Raw genomic sequence first — 18846 nt, forward strand, 5'->3', positions numbered from 1 at the left:
AGAGCGCACCCTTCACACGGGTGGGGTCGTTTGAATCGTTCAGGCGAGCGCGGCAATCGCCGCCTCGACATCGGCCGGCGTGTTGACGGCTGACGTCGCGATCTCCTTGTTGATGCGGCGGGCGAGGCCCGACAGCACCTTGCCGGCGCCCACTTCATAAAGCGTGGTGACGCCGTTGTTGCCGAACCACTCGACGGTCTCGGCCCAGCGGACACGACCGGTGACCTGCTCGACGAGGCGGGCGGCGATCTCTTCCGGATCGGTGATCGGCGTGACAGAGACATTGGCAACGACCGGCACGACCGGCACGTTCTTCTTCACCCCGGCCAGCGCTTCGCGCATCTTCTCGGCAGCGGGTGCCATCAGCGCCGAATGGAAGGGGGCGGAGACCTGCAGCATCAGCGCGCGCTTGGCGCCCTTGGCGGTGCAAAGGGCCGCGGCACGCTCGACCGCTGCCTTCTCGCCCGAAATGACCAGCTGGCCGCCGCCATTGTCATTGGCGATCTGGCAGACCGAGCCCTGTGCTGCCTCGGCACAGGCGGCGTCGACGTCGCCCTGTTCGAGGCCGATGATCGCAGCCATCGCGCCCTGGCCAGCCGGCACCGCCGCCTGCATGGCGTTGCCGCGGATGCGCAGCAGGCGTGCCGCGTCGGCGACCGAGACGAAACCGGCGGCAGCAAGGGCCGAATATTCGCCGAGCGAGTGGCCGGCGACGTAAGACACCTTGTCCTTGAGCGACAGGCCGCGCGCTTCCAGCGCCCGGAAGGCTGCCATCGACACCGCCATCAGCGCCGGCTGGGCGTTGGCGGTCAGGGTCAGCGTCTCCTCAGGCCCTTCCCAGATCAGCTTCGACAGCTTTTCACCGAGCGCGTCGTCGACTTCCTCGAAGACGCGGCGTGCCTCCGGAAAGGCATCGGCCAATTCCTTGCCCATGCCGACGGCCTGGCTGCCCTGCCCCGGAAAAGTGAATGCAACGGCCATGTCGATCTCCTGGCTACTTGCCGCATCGACCCGAACCGGAATCGGTTTTTCGGGCTTCGGCGGGCAGACATATCACGAGGTGCTGCGCCGGACGTCGTTGGAACCGGCGGCGCGCCATGTCGTTGTGCCTCTGGCGCAATGGATACCGTCAAGTCAAGCCTTGAGGGCTTTGGCACCGCTTTGGGGCAAATAATCACAGAGAATTAATGCGAAAAACGTTTTGTTTGCCCCATCCTTCTCAATTTTGCCATATGCGCTAGGTTTTCGATGACAGTTTCGTGACGGTTGCGTGACGCCGCCGTCCAGCGTTCGAGGAAGTTGAGTTGGCAAAGCTGTTCGCGACAGGCAAAACGGTCGCCCGCGACGAGGAAAACGAGGCTGAAGCACTCAGCCGGCGTGCCTATGCGCTCGGCGTGCTGCGCTCGGTGATGATCACGCTCGCCGTCTCGGCGGTGCTGGTCTTCGCCATCGAATTCGTCGCCCGCGGTTCCTTCGTCGACACGCTCAATTTCTTCCAGCAGCCGTTCAAGCCGAGCTGGACCACTGTGGCGCTGTTCGCACTGCTGATCATCGGTTTCGACGCGCTGCTCGGCCGGCCCTATAACGGCCTTCTGGTCGTAGCACCCGTGGCGCTGGCGCTGGCCTTCGTCGGCCACCAGAAGTCGCTCTATCTCGGCGATCCGCTCTACCCGACCGATTTCCTCTATATCAGGCAGATCGTCGAACTGATGCCGCTTTTGGTGCGCGAGCGGCCGCTCGCCGGCATCGGCATTGCGGTCGGCCTCATCGGCGGCATCTCGCTGCTGGTGCTTGCCTGGCGTTACTGGCGCCGCCGCATGCCGGCGCTGTCGTTCTGGGCGCGCATGTCGCGCCTGGCGATCGCCATTCCGGCGCTGGCCTTCTTCGTCTCGATCATGGACTACGCCACCTTCTCGTGGACGCGCGACCGCCTGCAGATCATCCCGATGATGTGGGACCAGAAGGAAAACTACGCCTCCAACGGCTTTGCCATCGCCTTTGCGCTCAACGTGCCGATGGCCAAGGTCAAGGCGCCGCAGGGCTATTCCGACAAGGCCATCGACGCCATCGCGGCACCGTCGCAGGCAGCCGCCGTCCTGCCCGAGGAAAAGCCCGACGTCATCATCGTGATGAGCGAATCCTTCTGGGATCCGACGCGGCTGCCCGGTGTTTCGATCACGCCGGATCCGATCCAGAACGTGCGCGCCGCGCAGTCCGGCCACGTCTTCTCGCCCGAGTTCGGCGGCATGACCGCCAATGTCGAGTTCGAGGCGCTGACCGGCTTCTCCAACGCCTTCCTGCCGGCCGGCTCGATCCCCTACCAGCAATATGTCCGCGCGCCGGTGCCTTCGCTTGCCACCTTCTTCAAGAGCGAAGGCTACGACACCAAGGCCATCCATCCCTTCGGCAGCTGGTTCTGGAACCGCTCGTTTGTCTACAAGGACTTCGGCTTCGATACATTCCTGTCGGAAGAGAACCTGCCGCCGCTGGAAAAGCGCGGGCCTCTGGTCTCCGACGCCGCGCTGACCGAAGAGATCATCCGCCAGGCCGACGCCACCGACCACCCCTTCTTCTTCTTTGCCGTCTCGCTGCAGAGCCACGGCCCCTATGAGCCGAACCGCTACAGCGACACCACCCACAAGGTCGATGCGCCGACCTCGCAGTGGACGCGCGATTCGATCCTGACCTATGCCGAAGGTGCCTCCGATGCCGACCGTGGCCTGAAGCGGCTGATGGACTGGGCCAGCAAGCGTGAACGCCCGACGGTCATTGCCTTCTTCGGCGACCACCTGCCGCCGCTCGGCCCCGTCTATGTCGAGACCGGTTTCATGAAAGAGCCGGTCGCCAAGCGCAAGGCGCCGCTCGACGAGATGCTGGTGCAGCACGAGACGCCCTTGGTGGTGTGGTCGAACCGCACCGGTGCTGCGCGCGACATCGGCTCGATCAGCCCGGCCTTCCTGCCGCTGCACGTGCTCGAGACCGCCGGCATCAGCCACCCCTACTACACCGGCTTCCTCGGCGACCTGCATGACCGCTACCGCGTCGTCGACCGCAACATGCTGATGCCGCGACAGGGCCAATCGGTGTTCGACTGGTCGCGCCAGAAGGAACTCGACCCGGCGATCCGCGATTTCCGCTGGCTGCAATATGACATGATGTTCGGCAAGCGCCGCGGCGCCAAGGGCTTCTTCCCCGAGACCGTCGACAAGGTCGTCGCCAACCGTACGCGCTCGCCGCTGTTCGTCCGGGACGAGGCATTCAGCTGAGCCAAAACCGGCTTGAAAAGGCCGGTTTCTCATCCCGGAAGCCTTCGGCTGAGCATCGAAATCGGGCGCAAAAAGCCCGATTTCTCATCCCGGAAGCCTTCGGCTGAACATCGAAATCGGGCGCAAAAGCCCGATTTCTCAGGGAATCTCGGCCTTCCCCCTTGCCTTGTATCGCCTTAGCATATAGACGCCCGCCATCTGCCGGTCCCAGCTGGGGGCTGAACGGAGGGCCGGAGGCTTTCTTGAAAGCCGCCGTGTGAAGCGAAAACGCTTCCGCCTCCCGTGTCTCCGCTCTCGACCGTCTCGTCGTGCACCTTTCTTCTCCCGAGGTGGCCAATGGCCCTCGAAGGATCAGGGAAGTCGCAGAGGCTCTAGCCGCCGGGACCGGAAGATGGAAACGAAGAAAGGCAAAAACTATGGCTCTTTATGAACATGTGTTTCTTGCCCGCCAGGACCTCTCGCAGCAGCAGGTCGATGCACTTGTCGAACACTACAAGGGCATCATCACTGCAGCTGGCGGATCGGTTGGCCGGGTCGAGAACTGGGGACTGAAGTCCCTCACCTACCGCATCAACAAGAACCGCAAGGCGTATTACACGCTGATGGACATCACCGCGCCGTCGGCTGCCGTCAAGGAAGTCGAGCGTCAGCAGGGCCTGTCCGAAGACGTCCTGCGCTTCATGACCGTCAAGGTCGAGGCGCATGAAGAAGGCGTCTCCGCCATGATGCAGAAGCGCGAAGAGCGCTCCGAGCGTGGCGAACGCGGTGGCTTCGGCGACCGTCCGCAGCGCAGCTTCGGCGATCGCGGCGACCGTGGCCCGCGCAGCTTCGGCGACCGCGATGGCGGTGGTGATCGTGGCCCGCGCCGTCCGCGCGAAGGTGTTGAAGGGGGTGCAGAATAATGGTCGACATCAACCAGATCCCGACCCGTCGTCCTTTCCACCGTCGTCGCAAGACCTGCCCGTTCTCCGGCGCCAACGCTCCGAAGATCGACTACAAGGACGTGCGTCTGCTGCAGCGCTACATTTCCGAGCGCGGCAAGATCGTTCCTTCGCGCATCACCGCCGTCAGCCAGAAGAAGCAGCGTGAACTCGCCCAGGCGATCAAGCGCGCCCGCTTCCTCGGCCTGCTGCCCTACGTGGTGAAGTGATATCGGTTCCGGCCCGGCGGCATTCGCCCCGGGCCGGACCATTCCCTGCCGCGACGGGCGCGGTCGGGTGAACCTTCAAATCCCGGGTTGGATTTCTAAGGGAAATCCTAACTGCCGCGACAGGCAGGACAGCGAAACCGGCGGCAACGCCCTCATTGCTTCCTTGCCCGTTGAATTTTTCCGCTGCCTTTGCAGCCAACGAAAGGACAAGGACAATGGACGTCATTCTCCTCGAACGCATTTCCCGCCTCGGCCAGATGGGCGACACCGTCAAGGTCAAGGACGGCTTTGCCCGTAACTTCCTGCTGCCCAAGGGCAAGGCGCTCCGTGCCAACGAAGCCAACAAGAAGAAGTTCGAAGGCCAGCGCGCCCAGCTCGAAGCCCGCAACCTCGAGCGCAAGTCGGAAGCCCAGCAGGTCGCCGACAAGCTCGACGGCAAGTCGTTCATCATCGTGCGTTCGGCTGGTGAAACCGGCCAGCTCTACGGTTCGGTCTCGACCCGCGACATCGCCGATCTGCTGATCGCCGAAGGCTTCACGGTTGCCCGCAACCAGGTCGAGCTCAACCAGCCGATCAAGACCATCGGCCTGACCAATGTCGCCATCGCGCTGCACGCCGAAGTCGAAGTCACCATCACGCTGAACATCGCACGCACGGCCGATGAAGCCGAGCGTCAGGCGAAGGGCGAGACGCTGACCACCGCCGAAGCCATCTATGGCGACGACATCAACGAAAACGCCCGTCCGGACAGCTTCTTTGATCCGAACGAGGACGGCGAAGGCGACGAGGGCTGATCCAGCCTTCTGTCCCGATCCAAGTTTACCGGCCGGTCTTCCGGCCAGTTTTCTGGACCAAGCCCGGATGGCGACATCCGGGCTTTTTTTGTGCCAGGCGTGGAACTTGGCAGCGTCGCTCCTATTTTGAGGAAAGGACTACACGACTGACCTTTTCGCGAGCACGCCATGAATATGCTGTTGCAACGCATCGTCGGGAAGCTTGTGCGTACCGGCAATCTGACAGTCACCGGCCCCAACGGACGATCGCACCGTTTCGGCGATGATACGGGCGACCCTGTCCACCTCCTGATCAAGACGCGGCGTGCCGAAAACGCCATCACGCTCGACCCGATGCTGGCTTTGCCCGAGGCCTATATGGACGGCGATGTCGACATCGTCGGCGGCGACGTGCTCGGGCTGATGCGGGTGGTGTTCCAGAACCTCGGCAATGGCAGCATCGACACCGCCTGGACCAAGGCGCTGGACAATCTCCGGCTCGCCTTCCGCCGCTTCCAGCAGGTCAACACCACAGCCCGCGCCAAGCGCAACGTCCAGCGCCACTACGACCTGTCGGGCGATCTCTACCGGCTCTTCCTCGACACCGACATGCAATATTCCTGCGCCTATTTCGCCGATCCCGACATGACGCTGGAAGAAGCCCAGATCGCCAAGAAGGCGCATATCGCAGCCAAGATGCGGCTGAGGCCGGGCCAGTCCGTGCTCGACATCGGTTCCGGCTGGGGCGGGCTCGGGCTCTACCTCGCCCGCACCTTCGAGGCCCAGGTGCTCGGCGTGACCTTGTCGACCGAGCAGCATGCGGTTGCCACCGAGCGCGCCCAGGCCGAGGGGCTGGAAAACCGGGTCCATTTCGAAATCAGGGACTACCGCGACCTCGTCGAGCGTTTCGACCGCATCGTCTCGGTCGGCATGTTCGAGCATGTCGGCGTCAACCACTACCGCACCTTCTTCGACAATGTCGCCAAGCGGCTGAAACCCGACGGCGTGATGGTGCTGCATTCGATCGGCCGCGCCGGCCCGCCGGCCTCGACAAGCGCCTTCATCCGCAAGCACATCTTCCCCGGCGGCTACATTCCGGCGCTGTCGGAAGTGCTGCCGGCAATCGAAAAGGCCGGCCTGATGGTCACCGACGTCGAGATTCTCAGGCTGCATTATGCCGAGACGCTGCGGCACTGGAGCCTGCGTTTCCAGGCCAACCGAGACAAGGCCAAGGCGATCTATGACGAGCGCTTCTGCCGGATGTGGGAGTTCTATCTCGCGGCGTCCGAGGCTGCCTTCCGCTGGCAGGACCTGATGGTGTTCCAGATCCAGCTCAGCCACCGCAACGACACGCTGCCGCTGACCCGCGACTATATCGGCAAATGCGAAAAGGCGCTGGCCATGCACGAGATGGGGCACCGGCAGGCGAAGCTCGCCGCCGAGGACAAACCTGCCGCCCAGCCTGCAGCCAAGGCTCAACCTGCCGCCAAGGCCGGAGCCGCTCAGGCTGAAGCTGGAAAGATCGGCCGCCGCAGGAAGGTTGCCGACAAGGAATAGCATGGCAACCACGCCTGGCCCTTGCGCCTCATGCGTCTGCCATAGGAAAAAGCCCGTCTCGCCATGAGCCGGGCTTTTTTTCATGACCCCAGGGTTTCCTCGATGACCTATGCCATCTACGTCCTGGCAGCCCTTGCCGAGATCGCCGGCTGCTTTTCCTTCTGGGCCTGGTGGCGGCTCGACAAGTCGGCGCTGTGGCTGATCCCCGGCGTCGCCGCGCTCATCGCCTTCGGCTGGCTGCTGGCCCTGGTCGATGCCGACGCCGCCGGCCGCACTTACGCCGCTTATGGCGGCATCTACATCGCAGCATCGCTGGCCTGGCTTTGGCTCGCCGAAGGCATCCGCCCCGACCGCTGGGACATGATCGGCGCCGCGATCTGCATCCTCGGCGCCTCGGTCATCCTGCTTGCGCCGCGCGGCGCCTAGCTGACCTCCGGCCAAACCGCGCGCGGCCTCGTCACCATTTGACCTGCAGGCCGATATTGCCTTCGAAGCTGCGGCTGCGCTCGCCGCCCAGATTGAAGCTGTAATCGGCGACCGCAAAGGCGCTCACCTTGTCGGTGAAGGCATGGCTGATGCCGGCGCCGAGCTCGAGCCGGGTGCCGCCGGTTTCAACCCGGATCGCGTCGCTGTCGAAATAGGTGACATCCTCGCCGTCGAAGCCGTGCCAGAGATTGGCCTTGAGATAGGGCTTGAGCTGGCCCGAGGCGGTGTCGAACGTGCCCTCGAGGCGCGCGCCGATGCGGCCGGTGACGCCGCGCCCCTCGTCGAAGCGCACGCCCGACAAGGTGTCGTCGGCGTCTTCAAGGGACACATCCTGCCAGATGATCTGGGCCTGCGGCTCGAGCATCCAGCTTGCGGTCAAAGCGATCGGCGCCCCCGCCTCCAGCGAGGCGGTCACCACGCGGCCGTCGGCATCGATGGCGATGGCGCGGTCGGAGCCTGCATCGCCGCCGAGCCAGCTTCCCATCAGCACGGCATCGACATACCAGCCGCCCGCACCGACATGGGTAAAGTAGCCGCCGACGCTGTAGGCATCGAGGTCGAGCTTGCCGGCGGCCAGATCGGCCTGGCCCTGCACCGCACCGCGGATATCGGCGTTGAGGCTGGCATAACCGAGGAACAGGCCGGCGGCGTGACGCGCGCCCGCTTCGGTCTCGCCGCGCCAGAGATCGAGGCCGGCCTGGATGCCCAGCGTCGTGCTGTCGGCCGACGGCGACACCGTGCCGGCCCAGTCCTGGCTGGAGCTTGAGCCGAACACCCGTCCCCATCCGACCGAAAGATCATCGCCGCCGGCAAGGAAACCCTGCTCGCCGCGGCGCTCGTGGAAGGTGCCGAGCGTCGCCAGCGCGACGTCGCGGGCCATTGGCGGCATCACGGAATAATCAGCCGTCTCGGGCCGGATCAGCGGGATGCCGGGCTCGCTCGGGTCAACCGGGTTGACCAGTTCGGAGCGCAGATACCAGTTCTCGCCCAGCCCCGCGGCATCGCCCCGGAACAGCAGATATTCGTAGGCGCCATAAGCCACCGGGCTCGCCAGCGTGAAGGCGCCGGCATCGGTGGTGCCGCCCGAGGTCGTTTCGACGACCAGGATGCCGTCGGCATCGGTCTGCTCGCCGGTGCCGCCGAGATTGACGATGATGATGCCGGTCGAGCCGCTGGCGTTGCCGCCCTCGATCACCAGCCGGTCGGACGGCGCGCCGTCACCTGAAACAACGGTGTCGAGCCTGATGTAACCGCCGGCGCCGATGTAGTTGCCGACGACGGTGAAGCTGTCTGTGGCACTTGCCGCACCATTGGTCAGGTCGACGGTGCCGGCATTGGTCAGCATCACCGCATTGCCTCCGGTGAAGGCGCGAACGGCGGCATTGACGCCGGCCCCGGCGCGCAGCGTGCTCGACGCGTCGATGCTCAGGCTGCCGGTGTTGGACAGGCCATCGCCCAGCACCAGATCGCCGTCGAGCGTGAATTGGGAGCCCTGCGTCAGATTGACGGTCTCCCAGTTGACGTAGCGGGCGACCGAGGTCGAACCGGTGCCCTCGAAGGTCAGCGTGTCGATACTGGCGCTGGAGCCACCGTCGATGAGCTGGCCGGCGGCAAAACTGGCCTCCGTCAGGCCGCGCAGCAAGGCCGTGTCCTGCCCGGTGCCCATCGTGACATTGCCGCCGATGCTGCCGCCGCCGAGCCAGCGGAAAATGTTGTTGCCGTTGCCGAGATTGATGAACGTGCCGACAGCGGCGGTTCCGGAGATCTCAAGCAGGTCGTTGCCTTGCACCGCGACAATCGAGGTGTCGACGCTGCCGCCCGACATCCGCATCTCGTTGTTGGCCTGCTCGAGATTGACGTTGCCGATGCGCCCGCCGGTCATGGTCACGAAGTCGCCGGCGAAGAATTCACCGATGATGTGGCCGCCGCTGATCGTCGCCGTATCGAGGGCACTGCCCTGGTTGAGCGATCCGACCACGCCGCCTGACATGACGAAGTCGTCGATACCGCCGCTCTGGTTGACCGCGCCATTGATCACCCCTGAATGGATGGTGACGACATCGCGGAAATTGCCGAAGACGACGTCGCCGTTGATCGTGCCGGTGCCGCCAGCAGGCATCGTCAGCGCATTGGTGCCGTCCGTGTCAGTCAGCCCGGCGCTGGCGCCGCTGTCGCAGACATAGACGCTGTTGCCGGCCGTCGGCGTCAGGTCGCAGGCGGCGAAACCGGCCTCGGTCGAGGCCAACACAACCATGGCGGTGGAAGCCAGCCAGACCAGTCGGGCCGGTGCCGAGCGAAGAACGTGCATGTTGCCTCCTCAAGCAGACGAGGCCCGCGCCGCAGCAGCGCAGAATTGGCCCCTGACAGCCCTCGGACATATGCTTCGCCATGTGCCGCATCGCGATGAACAAGCCCTCGGGATGGCAAGGATCAGCGAATGTCTGAATAAAATCAACAGCCGATGTATACGAACGACCCTGGAATTATGCTGAGCAGCTTCTTGGTAAACAAAACTGCTTGAGGAATATTCCTGTTTTGTTCCTTCCGATTTCCGGCTACGATTGCGCCGATTCGCGGACCGGTTTCCGCTGCCGGCGGCTGTGCCGTGGGGAGTCTGACTCGCAGGAGGCATCTTTCCCGTGGTTCAATGCCGTGCCGCGTGCAGTTCGGCCCTAAGGATTCGATGGTTTTGGAGAAATACGCGAGCCGGGATTCGGCAACAGTCAAATTGATTCCGGCGGTAGGATTCATGTCCTGTGGATGGTTTCGCCCGACCTGTGAATTCTTGGGCAAACTGGCCTTGAAACCCAGCTAAAGCAGATTGAGCCAGCACTTCGATATCGGACTCTGCTACGGGAGTATCTGGTTCAGCGACGGGGACGACATTGGCAGAGGCAGCACGCAAATTCGAAGTGGCGGAGGCGACCCCGCTCTATCGGGAAGCCCCCAACAACATCGAGGCTGAACAGGCCCTGCTCGGCGCGATACTGGTCAACAACGACGCCTTCTACCGCGTCTCCGACTTCCTCAAGGCGACCCATTTCTACGAGCCGCTGCACCGCAAGATCTTCGAGGTGTCCGCCGAGCTCATCCGCATGGGCAAGATGGCGAACCCGGTGACGCTGAAGACCTTCCTGCCGGCCGACGAGAAGGTCGGCGACATGACGGTCATGCAGTATCTCGTCGCCCTTGCCGCCAACGCGGTGACCGTCATCAACGCCTCCGACTATGGCCGCGCCGTCTATGACCTGGCCACCCGCCGGGCGCTGATCACCGTCGGCGAGGACATGGTCAACATCGCCTATGACGCGCCTGTCGACATGTCGCCGGCCGAGCAGATCGAGGACGCCGAACGGCGCCTGTTCGAGCTCGCCGAAACCGGCCGCTATGACGGCGGCTTCGAAAGCTTCTCCGATGCGGTCAAGACGGCCATCGACATGGCCAGCGCCGCCTATATGCGCGACGGCCATCTTTCCGGCGTCGCCTCGGGCCTGCACGACCTCGACGCCCGCATGGGCGGCCTGCAGTCCTCCGACTTGATCGTGCTCGCCGGCCGCCCGGGCATGGGCAAGACCTCGCTGGTCACCAACATCGCCTTCAACGTCGCCCATGCCTATGTGCCGGCACAGCAGGCGGACGGTTCGTTCAAGGCCGAAAACGGCGGCGTGGTCGGCTTCTTCTCGCTCGAAATGTCGTCCGAGCAGCTCGCCACCCGTATTATTTCAGAGCAGGCCGAGGTGCCCTCCTCCAAGATCCGCCGCGGCGATCTCACCGAGGCCGACTTCGAAAAGCTGGTCAGCTGCACCCAGACGCTACAGAAGATCCCGCTGTTCATCGACTCGACCGGCGGTATCTCCATCGCCCAGCTCGCGGCACGCGCCCGCCGCCTCAAGCGCCAGCGCGGCCTCGACCTGATCATCATCGACTATATCCAGCTGATGCAGGGCTCGTCGGCCAAGGCGTCGCAGAACCGCGTCCAGGAAATCACCGAGATCACCACCGGCCTCAAGGCGCTGGCCAAGGAGCTCAACGTTCCGATCATCGCGCTGTCGCAGCTGTCGCGTCAGGTCGAAAGCCGCGACGACAAGCGCCCACAGCTCTCCGACCTGCGTGAATCGGGCTCGATCGAGCAGGACGCCGACGTTGTGATTTTCGTCTATCGCGAGGAATATTACCTCAAGAACAAGGAGCCGAAGCCCGGCACCGACGAATACCTGCAGTGGGAAGCCAACATGAACGACGTGCGCGGCAAGGCCGAAGTCATCGTCGCCAAGCAGCGTCACGGCCCCACCGGCACCGTCAGCCTCGGCTTCCAGGGCGAATTCACCCGCTTCTTCGACCTCGCGCCCGAGCATCATCTGCCGGACAGGTTCGGGGAAGAGTAGCGCATGGAGCTTCTCTCTGGTGATGGCGGCGGGGCAGCGCCCCCCTCTGTCCTGCCGGACATCTCCCCCACAAGGGGGGAGATTGGCTGGCCGCTCGCCTCTCGCCAATTTGGAGCGCCGCAGATTGAGGCACCGTCGCGCCTGACGGCTGATCTCCCCCCCTGTGGGGGAGATGTCCGGCAGGACAGAGGGGGGCAACATAGAACTCTGCCTTTCCATTTTTCCGAAAGGCATCCCCTCCATGGCTAAAGCCCGCGTTCAATTCATCTGCCAGAACTGCGGTGCCGCGCATCAGCGCTGGGCCGGCAAGTGCGATTCCTGCGGCGAGTGGAACACGCTCGTCGAGGAAGGCACGGCGGGCGGCATCGGCAGCGGTCCCGGCTCGCTGAAGAGCGCGCGAAAAGGCCGCGCCGTCACGCTGACCTCGCTCGACGGCGACATCGAGGATGCGCCGCGCATCGTCTCGGGCATCGGCGAACTCGACCGCGCCACCGGCGGCGGCTTCGTGCGCGGCTCGGCGCTTTTGATCGGCGGCGATCCCGGCATCGGCAAGTCGACGCTGTTGACCCAGGCGGCGGCGGCGCTCGCCGCGCGCGGCCACCGCGTCGTCTATGTCTCGGGCGAAGAAGCGGTTGCCCAGATCAGGCTGCGCGCCCAGCGCCTCGGCGTCGCCTCGACACCGGTCGAACTCGCCGCCGAGACCAATGTCGAAGACATCCTCGCCACCATCGCCGACGGCAAGCGGCCGGACCTGGTCATCATCGATTCGATCCAGACCTTGTGGACCGACCTCGCCGATTCGGCGCCTGGTACCGTCACCCAAGTGCGGGCGGCGTCCCAGGCGATGATCCGCTACGCCAAGTCGACGGGTGCGGCGGTGGTGCTCGTCGGCCATGTCACCAAGGAAGGCCAGATCGCCGGTCCCCGCGTCGTCGAGCACATGGTCGACGGCGTGCTCTATTTCGAGGGCGAAGGCGGCCACCATTTCCGCATCCTGCGCACGGTCAAGAACCGCTTCGGCCCGACCGACGAGATCGGCGTCTTCGAAATGTCCGACAAGGGCCTGCGCGAGGTCGCCAACCCGTCCGAGCTGTTCCTCGGCGAACGCCATTCCAAGGCGCCGGGAGCCGCGGTCTTTGCCGCCATCGAAGGCACGCGACCGGTGCTGGTCGAGATCCAGGCGCTTGTCGCCGCCTCCAGCCTGGGCACGCCGCGCCGTGCCGTCGTCGGCTGGGATTCGTCGCGGCTGTCGATGATCCTCGCCGTGCTCGAGGCGCATTGCGGCGTGCGCTTCGGCCAGCACGACGTCTATCTCAACGTTGCCGGCGGCTACCGCATCTCGGAGCCGGCGGCCGATCTGGCCGTGGCTTCCGCACTGGTTTCATCGCTCACCGGTATTGCCCTACCTGCTGATTGCGTCTATTTCGGCGAAATCAGCCTTTCTGGCGCCGTGAGGCCGGTTGCGCATGCGCAGCAACGCCTTAAAGAGGCCGAAAAGCTGGGCTTCGGAAGGGCCGTGCTGCCCTCCGGCAGCGGGGAGCTCGCAGGTGGAATCGGAGCCGGTTCGTTCCAGCCGACCGCACTGGCGGATCTGGTGGCGCGGATAGCCGGCTCAAGGCGAAGCCGCGCGGAAGAGACGGACTGAAACCGTCGCCATGGAGTGAGTGGACACGATGCCGATTACGCTGCTTGACGGAATTCTTGTCGGCTTCACCCTGGTCTCGGCGATGCTCGCCATGGTGCGCGGTTTTTCCCGCGAGGTGCTGTCGGTCGCCTCATGGGCCGCTGCCGCCGCTGCCGCCTTCTTCTTCTACAAGCCGGTCGTGCCTTACGTTCAGCCCTATATCGACAACGAAAAGATCGCCATGGCGGCTGCCGCCGGCATCGTCTTTATCATCGCGCTGATCGTCGTCACCATCATCACCATGAAGATCGCCGATTTCATCATCGACAGCCGCATCGGCGCGCTCGATCGCACGCTCGGCTTCCTCTACGGTGCCGCCCGCGGCATCCTGGTCGTTGCCGTCGGCCTTTTGTTCTTCAACTGGCTGGTCGGCCCCAACGCTCCGGCCTGGGTCGCGGAGGCGAAGTCGCGGCCGCTGCTCGAGAGCATCGGCACCTCGATCGAGAACCTTCTGCCCGAGGATCCCGAGAATTCGATCCTCAAGAAGCTCAATTCGCAGACCGGCGAACCGGAAGCCGGCGCCACCACGCCGCCTGCCGAGGCGCCTGCCGAAGGCGAGGCGCCGGCCGAGCCGGCACCGACCAACAACTGATTGCGCCTGAGGCGGGATGGCGCGTTGCCCTTGCCGCCTCATCGCACTATATAGCGTTTTTGCTAGAAGAGGCCGCCCCCGATGGCAGACGCAGCTGACGTGCTTTCCGCGGAAGCCGATGATCATTTCCACGACGAATGTGGTGTGTTCGGCATTTTTGGCCGACAAGACGCCGCGGCAATCGTCACGCTGGGGCTGCATGCGCTCCAGCATCGCGGCCAGGAGGCCGCCGGCATCGTCAGTTATGACGGCAGCCAGTTCCACGTCGAGCGCCATGTCGGCCTGATCGGCGACACCTTCACCAAGCAGCGTGTCATCGACAGCCTCAAGGGCAACCGCGCCATCGGCCACACCCGCTACGCCACGACGGGCGGCGCCGGCGTCCGCAACATCCAGCCTTTCTTCGCCGAACTCGCCGATGGCGGCTTCGCTGTCGCGCATAACGGCAACCTGACCAATGCGATGACGGTGCAGCGCGCGCTGCAGAAGCAGGGCTCGATCTTCTCGTCGACCTCCGACACCGAGACCATCCTGCATCTCGTCGCCACCTCGAAGGAACGCGACCTCAATGCGCGCTTCATCGATGCGGTGCGCCAGGTCGAGGGTGCGTTTTCGCTGGTCGCGCTGTCGTCGAAGAAGATGATCGGCTGCCGCGATCCGCTCGGCATTCGCCCGCTGGTGCTCGGCGATCTCGACGGCGCCTGGATCCTCGCCTCCGAGACCTGCGCGCTCGACATCATCGGCGCGCGCTTCGTGCGCGACCTCAAGCCCGGCGAGATGGTCATCGTCACCTCCAAGGGCATCGAGAGCATCTTCCCGTTCGAGCCGCAGAAGCCGCGCTTCTGCATCTTCGAATATGTCTATTTCGCCCGTCCCGATTCTTCGGTCGAGGGCCGCAACGTCTATGACGTGCGCAAGCGCATCGGCGCCGAACTGGCGCTCGAAAGCCCCGTCGACGCCGACATCGTCGTGCCGGTGCCGGATTCGGGCACCCCGGCAGCCATCGGCTTCTCGCAAGCCGCCGGCCTCCCCTTCGAGCTCGGCATCATCCGCAACCACTATGTCGGCCGCACCTTCATCTCGCCGGGCGATTCCATCCGCCACATGGGCGTCAAGCTGAAGCACAATGCCAACCGCCGCATGATCGAAGGCAAGCGCATCGTGCTGGTCGACGATTCCATCGTCCGCGGCACCACCAGCCAGAAGATCGTGCAGATGGTCCGCGATGCCGGTGCCAAGGAGGTGCATATGCGCATCGCCTCGCCGCCGACCCGCGCCTCCTGCTTCTACGGCGTCGACACGCCGGAAAAGTCCAAGCTTCTCGCCTCGCGCATGACGATCGAGGAAATGGCCGAGTTCATCCGCGTCGACTCGCTCGGCTTCCTGTCGATGAACGGTCTCTACCGCGCCGTCGGCGAGGCGAGCCGCAATGACGAGCAGCCGCAATATTGCGATGCCTGCTTCTCCGGCCAGTACCCGACGCGACTGGCCGACCTCGAAGGCACCGACAATGTGCGCTCGTTGTCGCTTCTGGCCACCGGCGGGCTGTAGCAGCGGCACCTTCAGCATGCTTCCGCGTCAATGCGCGGAAGCAGCCTTGTCCTTCCAGATCAAGCCTTGCCGCAGCGCGAGCCGCTCGCCCGGGCCGTGGACGGCTGCGTAAAGCAGTCCGGCCAGGAAGGTGAAGTGATCGACGAAGAAGCCGAATTCGGCTGGGTTTCCCTGCCAGTGCGACGGACCGTGGAAGGCGAAGGCCAGGAAAACGACATAGGCGCCGGCCAGCAGGGCCGCCTCCGAAAAGAACGCGCCGGTGAGGAAGGCCAGCACAAGCCCGATTTCGAAAAAGGCCGCCAGCCATGCCAATGGCAAGGCAAAAGGAAAGCCGGCGGCCGAGATGTAGGCGGCGGTTTCAGTCATTCCGGCGAATTTGAACAAGGCCGCCATGCCGAAGGCGCCGGCGAAGATCAGTCTGGCTACCAGGATTGCAACGCTTCTGCCCATCATGTCCTCCTCTAGGGTTTCATCCCTAGGACGGATACCGGCCGGCATTCCCGACATCGTCGGCAGGAAATAGGGCGACGGCGAGAAATAAGGCCTGTCGCCGGCGCCTGCGGCATCCATTCCGGATGCGTGGGGTTTTGTTCGGGACAAAATCGTCCTATCAGGCTGCGGACCGACAAGATCGAACTGGATGCCATGATGACAACCACTCCCGACCTCTCCGGCCGCATCGCGCTCGTCACCGGCGCATCGCGCGGCATCGGCTACAACACGGCCAAGCAGCTTGCCGCGGCGGGTGCGCATGTGATTGCCGTGGCGCGTACGGTCGGCGGGCTGGAAGAGCTCGACGACGAGATCAAGGCATCAGGCGGCCAGGCGACGCTGGTGCCGCTCGACCTCACCGACATGGCCGGCATCGACCGTCTCGGCAGCTCGATCAACGACCGCTGGGGCAAGCTCGACATTCTGGTCGCCAATGCCGCCGTGCTCGGCGTCATCGCCCCCATCGGCCATGTCGAGGCCAAGGTCTTCGACAAGGTCATGGCCGTCAACGTCACCGGCACCTGGCGCCTGATCCGCTCGGTCGATCCGCTGCTGCGCAAGTCGGATGCCGGCCGCGCCGTCATCGTCAGCTCCGGCTCCGCCCATTCGGCGCGCGCCTTCTGGGCGCCCTATGCCGCCTCCAAGGCCGCCGTCGAGGCGCTCGCCCGCTCCTGGGCCGACGAGACCAAAAACACCGCCTTGCGCGTCAACATCTTCGACCCCGGCACCAGCCGCACCGCGATGCGGGCGTTGGCCGTGCCCGGCGAGGATCCGGCGACCGTCACCCATCCGTCTGAGACGGCGCGCCACATCCTTGGCATGGTCGACCCTGCGCTGACCCGCACGGGCCAGATCTACCAGATCCGCGAGCAGCGCTGGGTTTCGCACCAGAAGCCGGCCTGATCTTTCCGCGCGACGCGTCGCTGCGGCTAGCGGCGATGCCGGCAACGATGTTGCCGCCGTCGCGTTGACCACTGCTTGAGCGCATCGCAGCGATGCGTGGAACGAAAGTCTTGCAAGTGCCCGCCCGGGCGCTCTATGCCCAGGCGCCCGGGCGCTCTATACTGATGTGGGGGACATCGGCCGCATGACCACCGACCAGTTGATGTCCTTCGCCGTCATAGCGCTGATGATGGCGGCATTCGTCTGGGGCCGGTTCCGTTACGATCTCGTCGCCTGCGGCGCACTTATCGCAGCGGTTGCGATCGGCATCGTGCCGCAGGCCGAAGCGTTCAGCGGCTTCAGCGACGACATCGTCATCATCGTCGGCTCGGCACTTCTGGTCAGCGCCGGCGTCGCGCGCTCGGGCATCATGGAATATGCCATCCAGCGCTTCGCCCCCGACGTCTCGAGCGTCAGGGCGCAATTGGCGCTTTTGGTGATCATCGTCACCATCCTGTCCGCCTTCGTGAAGAACATCGGCGCGCTGGCGATCATGATCCCCATCGCCTTCCAGTTCGCCCGCCGCTCCAACACCTCGCCCTCGGTTTTCCTGATGCCGATGGCCTTCGGCTCGCTGCTCGGCGGGCTGATGACGCTGGTCGGCACCTCGCCCAACATCGTCGTGTCGCGCGTGCGCCAGGACATGACCGGCGACGCCTTCTCGATGTTCGACTTCACCCCTGTCGGCGCAGCACTTGCCGTCGCCGGCCTCGTCTTCCTGGTGCTGTTCTACTGGCTCCTGCCGATCCGCACCCGCGCCTCGGCCTCGATCCACGAGGCGCTCGACGTCAACAACTACGTCACCGAGGCCCGCCTGGTCGCCGACTCCACCGTCGTCGGCAAGTCGCTGGCCGACCTGTTGAAGCTCGGCGGCAGCCGCGCGGTGGTAACCTCTATCCTGCGCTCGCGCGCCCTGCATGTGACGCCGTTCCCCGACGTCGTGCTGCGCGAGGGCGACATCCTGTTGATCGAGGGCGCCCCTGAAGCGCTCGACCGCATCGTCACCCAGTCCAAGCTCAGCGTCACCGGCAGCCGTGATTCCGCCGGCGGCAAGCATGCGGCCACCGCCGTCGAGGCGATCATCGGCGAACACTCGACCCTGATCGGCGGCTCGGCGCAGCGCCTGGCGCTCTACGACCGTTTCAACGTCAACCTGCTGGCGGTCAGCCGCAAGGGCGAACGCATCCAGGAGCGGCTCGGCGCCGTCATCCTGCGCCTAGGCGACGTCGTCGTGCTGCAGGGCAACCCGCAGACGATGCCCGACATATTGCGCGAGCTCGGCTGCCTGCCCTTGGCCGAGCGCCCGATCCTGCTCGGCAGCGTCAGGCGCGGCGTCGTGCCCCTCGCCATTCTCGTCGCCGCGATGGGCGCCACCGCCCTTGGCCTTTTGCCGGTGCCGCTCGCCTTCTTCACCGCCGCTGTCGCCATGGTGCTGTTTCGCGTCATCCCGCTGCGCGAAGTCTATGGCGCCATCGATGGCCCGATCCTGGTGATGCTCGCCGCCCTCATCCCGGTCAGCGACTCGCTGCGCCGGACCGGCGCCACCGACATCATCTCGGCCTGGCTCGCCGAATTCGCCTCGACGCTGCCGCCCGCCGGGGCGCTGACATTGATCATGGTCGTGGCGATGGCGGTCACGCCGTTCCTCAACAATGCCGCCACCGTGCTCGTCGTGGCACCGATTGCCGCCGGATTTGCCACCACGCTCGGCTTCCGCCCCGAAGCCTTCCTGATGGCGGTGGCGATCGGCGCCGGCTGTGATTTCCTCACCCCCATCGGCCACCAGTGCAACACCCTTGTCATGGGCCCCGGCGGCTACAAATTCTCCGATTATCCGCGCCTCGGCCTGCCGCTGTCGCTGCTGGTCATCGTCGTCGCCGTGCCGATGCTGATGCTGGTCTGGCCGATGTAGCGACACGCAAGCGTGATTGGCCGGTGAATTCGGCCAGTCCTAGTTTTGCGGCCCTC

Annotated in this window: 15 protein-coding genes; 12 read left to right on the forward strand and 3 right to left on the reverse strand. The window is 64.8% G+C overall.

All coding sequences use genetic code 11. The features are described 5' to 3' along the window. Positions 1-39: 39 nt before the first annotated feature. Positions 40-981, reverse strand: coding sequence for an ACP S-malonyltransferase (gene fabD, locus HNQ95_RS14770; RefSeq protein WP_067964078.1), 942 nt, complete (start codon positions 979-981; stop codon positions 40-42). 428 nt (positions 982-1409) lie between these two features. On the opposite strand from fabD, the gene HNQ95_RS14775 reads away from it, so the two are divergent. The 6 genes from HNQ95_RS14775 (at position 1410) to HNQ95_RS14800 (ending at position 7172) form a co-directional block, all read left to right on the forward strand. Further along, a complete protein-coding gene (locus HNQ95_RS14775; RefSeq protein WP_154385196.1) occupies positions 1410-3266 on the forward strand; it encodes an LTA synthase family protein in 1857 nt (618 codons plus the stop codon). Between the two features lie 416 nt (positions 3267-3682). Then, positions 3683-4168: a 30S ribosomal protein S6 gene (gene rpsF, locus HNQ95_RS14780; RefSeq protein ID WP_067964080.1), complete on the forward strand. Its 486-nt coding sequence runs from the start codon at positions 3683-3685 to the stop codon at positions 4166-4168. Further along, entirely contained in the window at positions 4168-4416 is a 249-nt protein-coding gene (rpsR, locus tag HNQ95_RS14785) for a 30S ribosomal protein S18 (protein WP_018427106.1), read from the forward strand. The genes rpsF and rpsR overlap by 1 nt, the downstream gene beginning before the upstream one ends. A 215-nt stretch (positions 4417-4631) precedes the next feature. After that, the gene (gene rplI, locus HNQ95_RS14790; RefSeq protein ID WP_182574418.1) at positions 4632-5210 is read left to right on the forward strand and encodes a 50S ribosomal protein L9; all 579 of its coding nucleotides are present in this window, start codon (positions 4632-4634) and stop codon (positions 5208-5210) included. Positions 5211-5378: 168 nt separating this feature from the next. Next, positions 5379-6746, forward strand: a complete 1368-nt coding sequence (locus HNQ95_RS14795; RefSeq protein ID WP_182574417.1) for a cyclopropane fatty acid synthase — start codon at positions 5379-5381, stop codon at positions 6744-6746. Positions 6747-6848: 102 nt separating this feature from the next. Next, positions 6849-7172 (forward strand): YnfA family protein, encoded by a 324-nt coding sequence (locus HNQ95_RS14800; protein ID WP_067964085.1) that lies wholly within the window; start codon positions 6849-6851, stop codon positions 7170-7172. Positions 7173-7203: 31 nt separating this feature from the next. Here the strand turns inward: HNQ95_RS14800 and HNQ95_RS14805 are convergent, their stop codons facing one another. After that, positions 7204-9540 (reverse strand): autotransporter family protein, encoded by a 2337-nt coding sequence (locus HNQ95_RS14805; protein ID WP_182574416.1) that lies wholly within the window; start codon positions 9538-9540, stop codon positions 7204-7206. Positions 9541-10117: 577 nt separating this feature from the next. On the opposite strand from HNQ95_RS14805, the gene HNQ95_RS14810 reads away from it, so the two are divergent. The 4 genes from HNQ95_RS14810 to purF all read left to right on the forward strand — a co-directional run bounded on the left by HNQ95_RS14810 (position 10118) and on the right by purF (position 15444). Further along, positions 10118-11617: a replicative DNA helicase gene (locus HNQ95_RS14810; protein ID WP_067964088.1), complete on the forward strand. Its 1500-nt coding sequence runs from the start codon at positions 10118-10120 to the stop codon at positions 11615-11617. Positions 11618-11858: 241 nt separating this feature from the next. Continuing rightward, positions 11859-13262 carry a DNA repair protein RadA gene (gene radA, locus HNQ95_RS14815; protein ID WP_067964089.1) on the forward strand — a complete coding sequence of 468 codons (1404 nt, stop codon included), beginning with the start codon at positions 11859-11861 and terminating at the stop codon, positions 13260-13262. A 28-nt stretch (positions 13263-13290) separates the two neighbouring features. Continuing rightward, entirely contained in the window at positions 13291-13893 is a 603-nt protein-coding gene (locus tag HNQ95_RS14820) for a CvpA family protein (protein ID WP_067964091.1), read from the forward strand. Positions 13894-13974: 81 nt separating this feature from the next. Further along, positions 13975-15444, forward strand: coding sequence for an amidophosphoribosyltransferase (purF, locus tag HNQ95_RS14825; RefSeq protein ID WP_182574415.1), 1470 nt, complete (start codon positions 13975-13977; stop codon positions 15442-15444). A 27-nt stretch (positions 15445-15471) separates the two neighbouring features. Here purF and HNQ95_RS14830 read toward each other — a convergent pair whose 3' ends face one another. After that, positions 15472-15894 carry a DoxX family protein gene (locus HNQ95_RS14830; RefSeq protein ID WP_182574460.1) on the reverse strand — a complete coding sequence of 141 codons (423 nt, stop codon included), beginning with the start codon at positions 15892-15894 and terminating at the stop codon, positions 15472-15474. Between the two features lie 198 nt (positions 15895-16092). On the opposite strand from HNQ95_RS14830, the gene HNQ95_RS14835 reads away from it, so the two are divergent. Both HNQ95_RS14835 and HNQ95_RS14840 read left to right on the forward strand, forming a co-directional pair. Continuing rightward, a complete protein-coding gene (locus HNQ95_RS14835) occupies positions 16093-16839 on the forward strand; it encodes an SDR family NAD(P)-dependent oxidoreductase (protein WP_067966857.1) in 747 nt (248 codons plus the stop codon). A gap of 184 nt (positions 16840-17023) precedes the next feature. Beyond that, the gene (locus tag HNQ95_RS14840) at positions 17024-18790 is read left to right on the forward strand and encodes an SLC13 family permease (protein ID WP_067964095.1); all 1767 of its coding nucleotides are present in this window, start codon (positions 17024-17026) and stop codon (positions 18788-18790) included. Positions 18791-18846 lie beyond the last annotated feature (56 nt).

The sequence above is a fragment of the Aminobacter ciceronei genome (assembly GCF_014138625.1).
GTDB classification, from domain to species: domain Bacteria; phylum Pseudomonadota; class Alphaproteobacteria; order Rhizobiales; family Rhizobiaceae; genus Aminobacter; species Aminobacter ciceronei.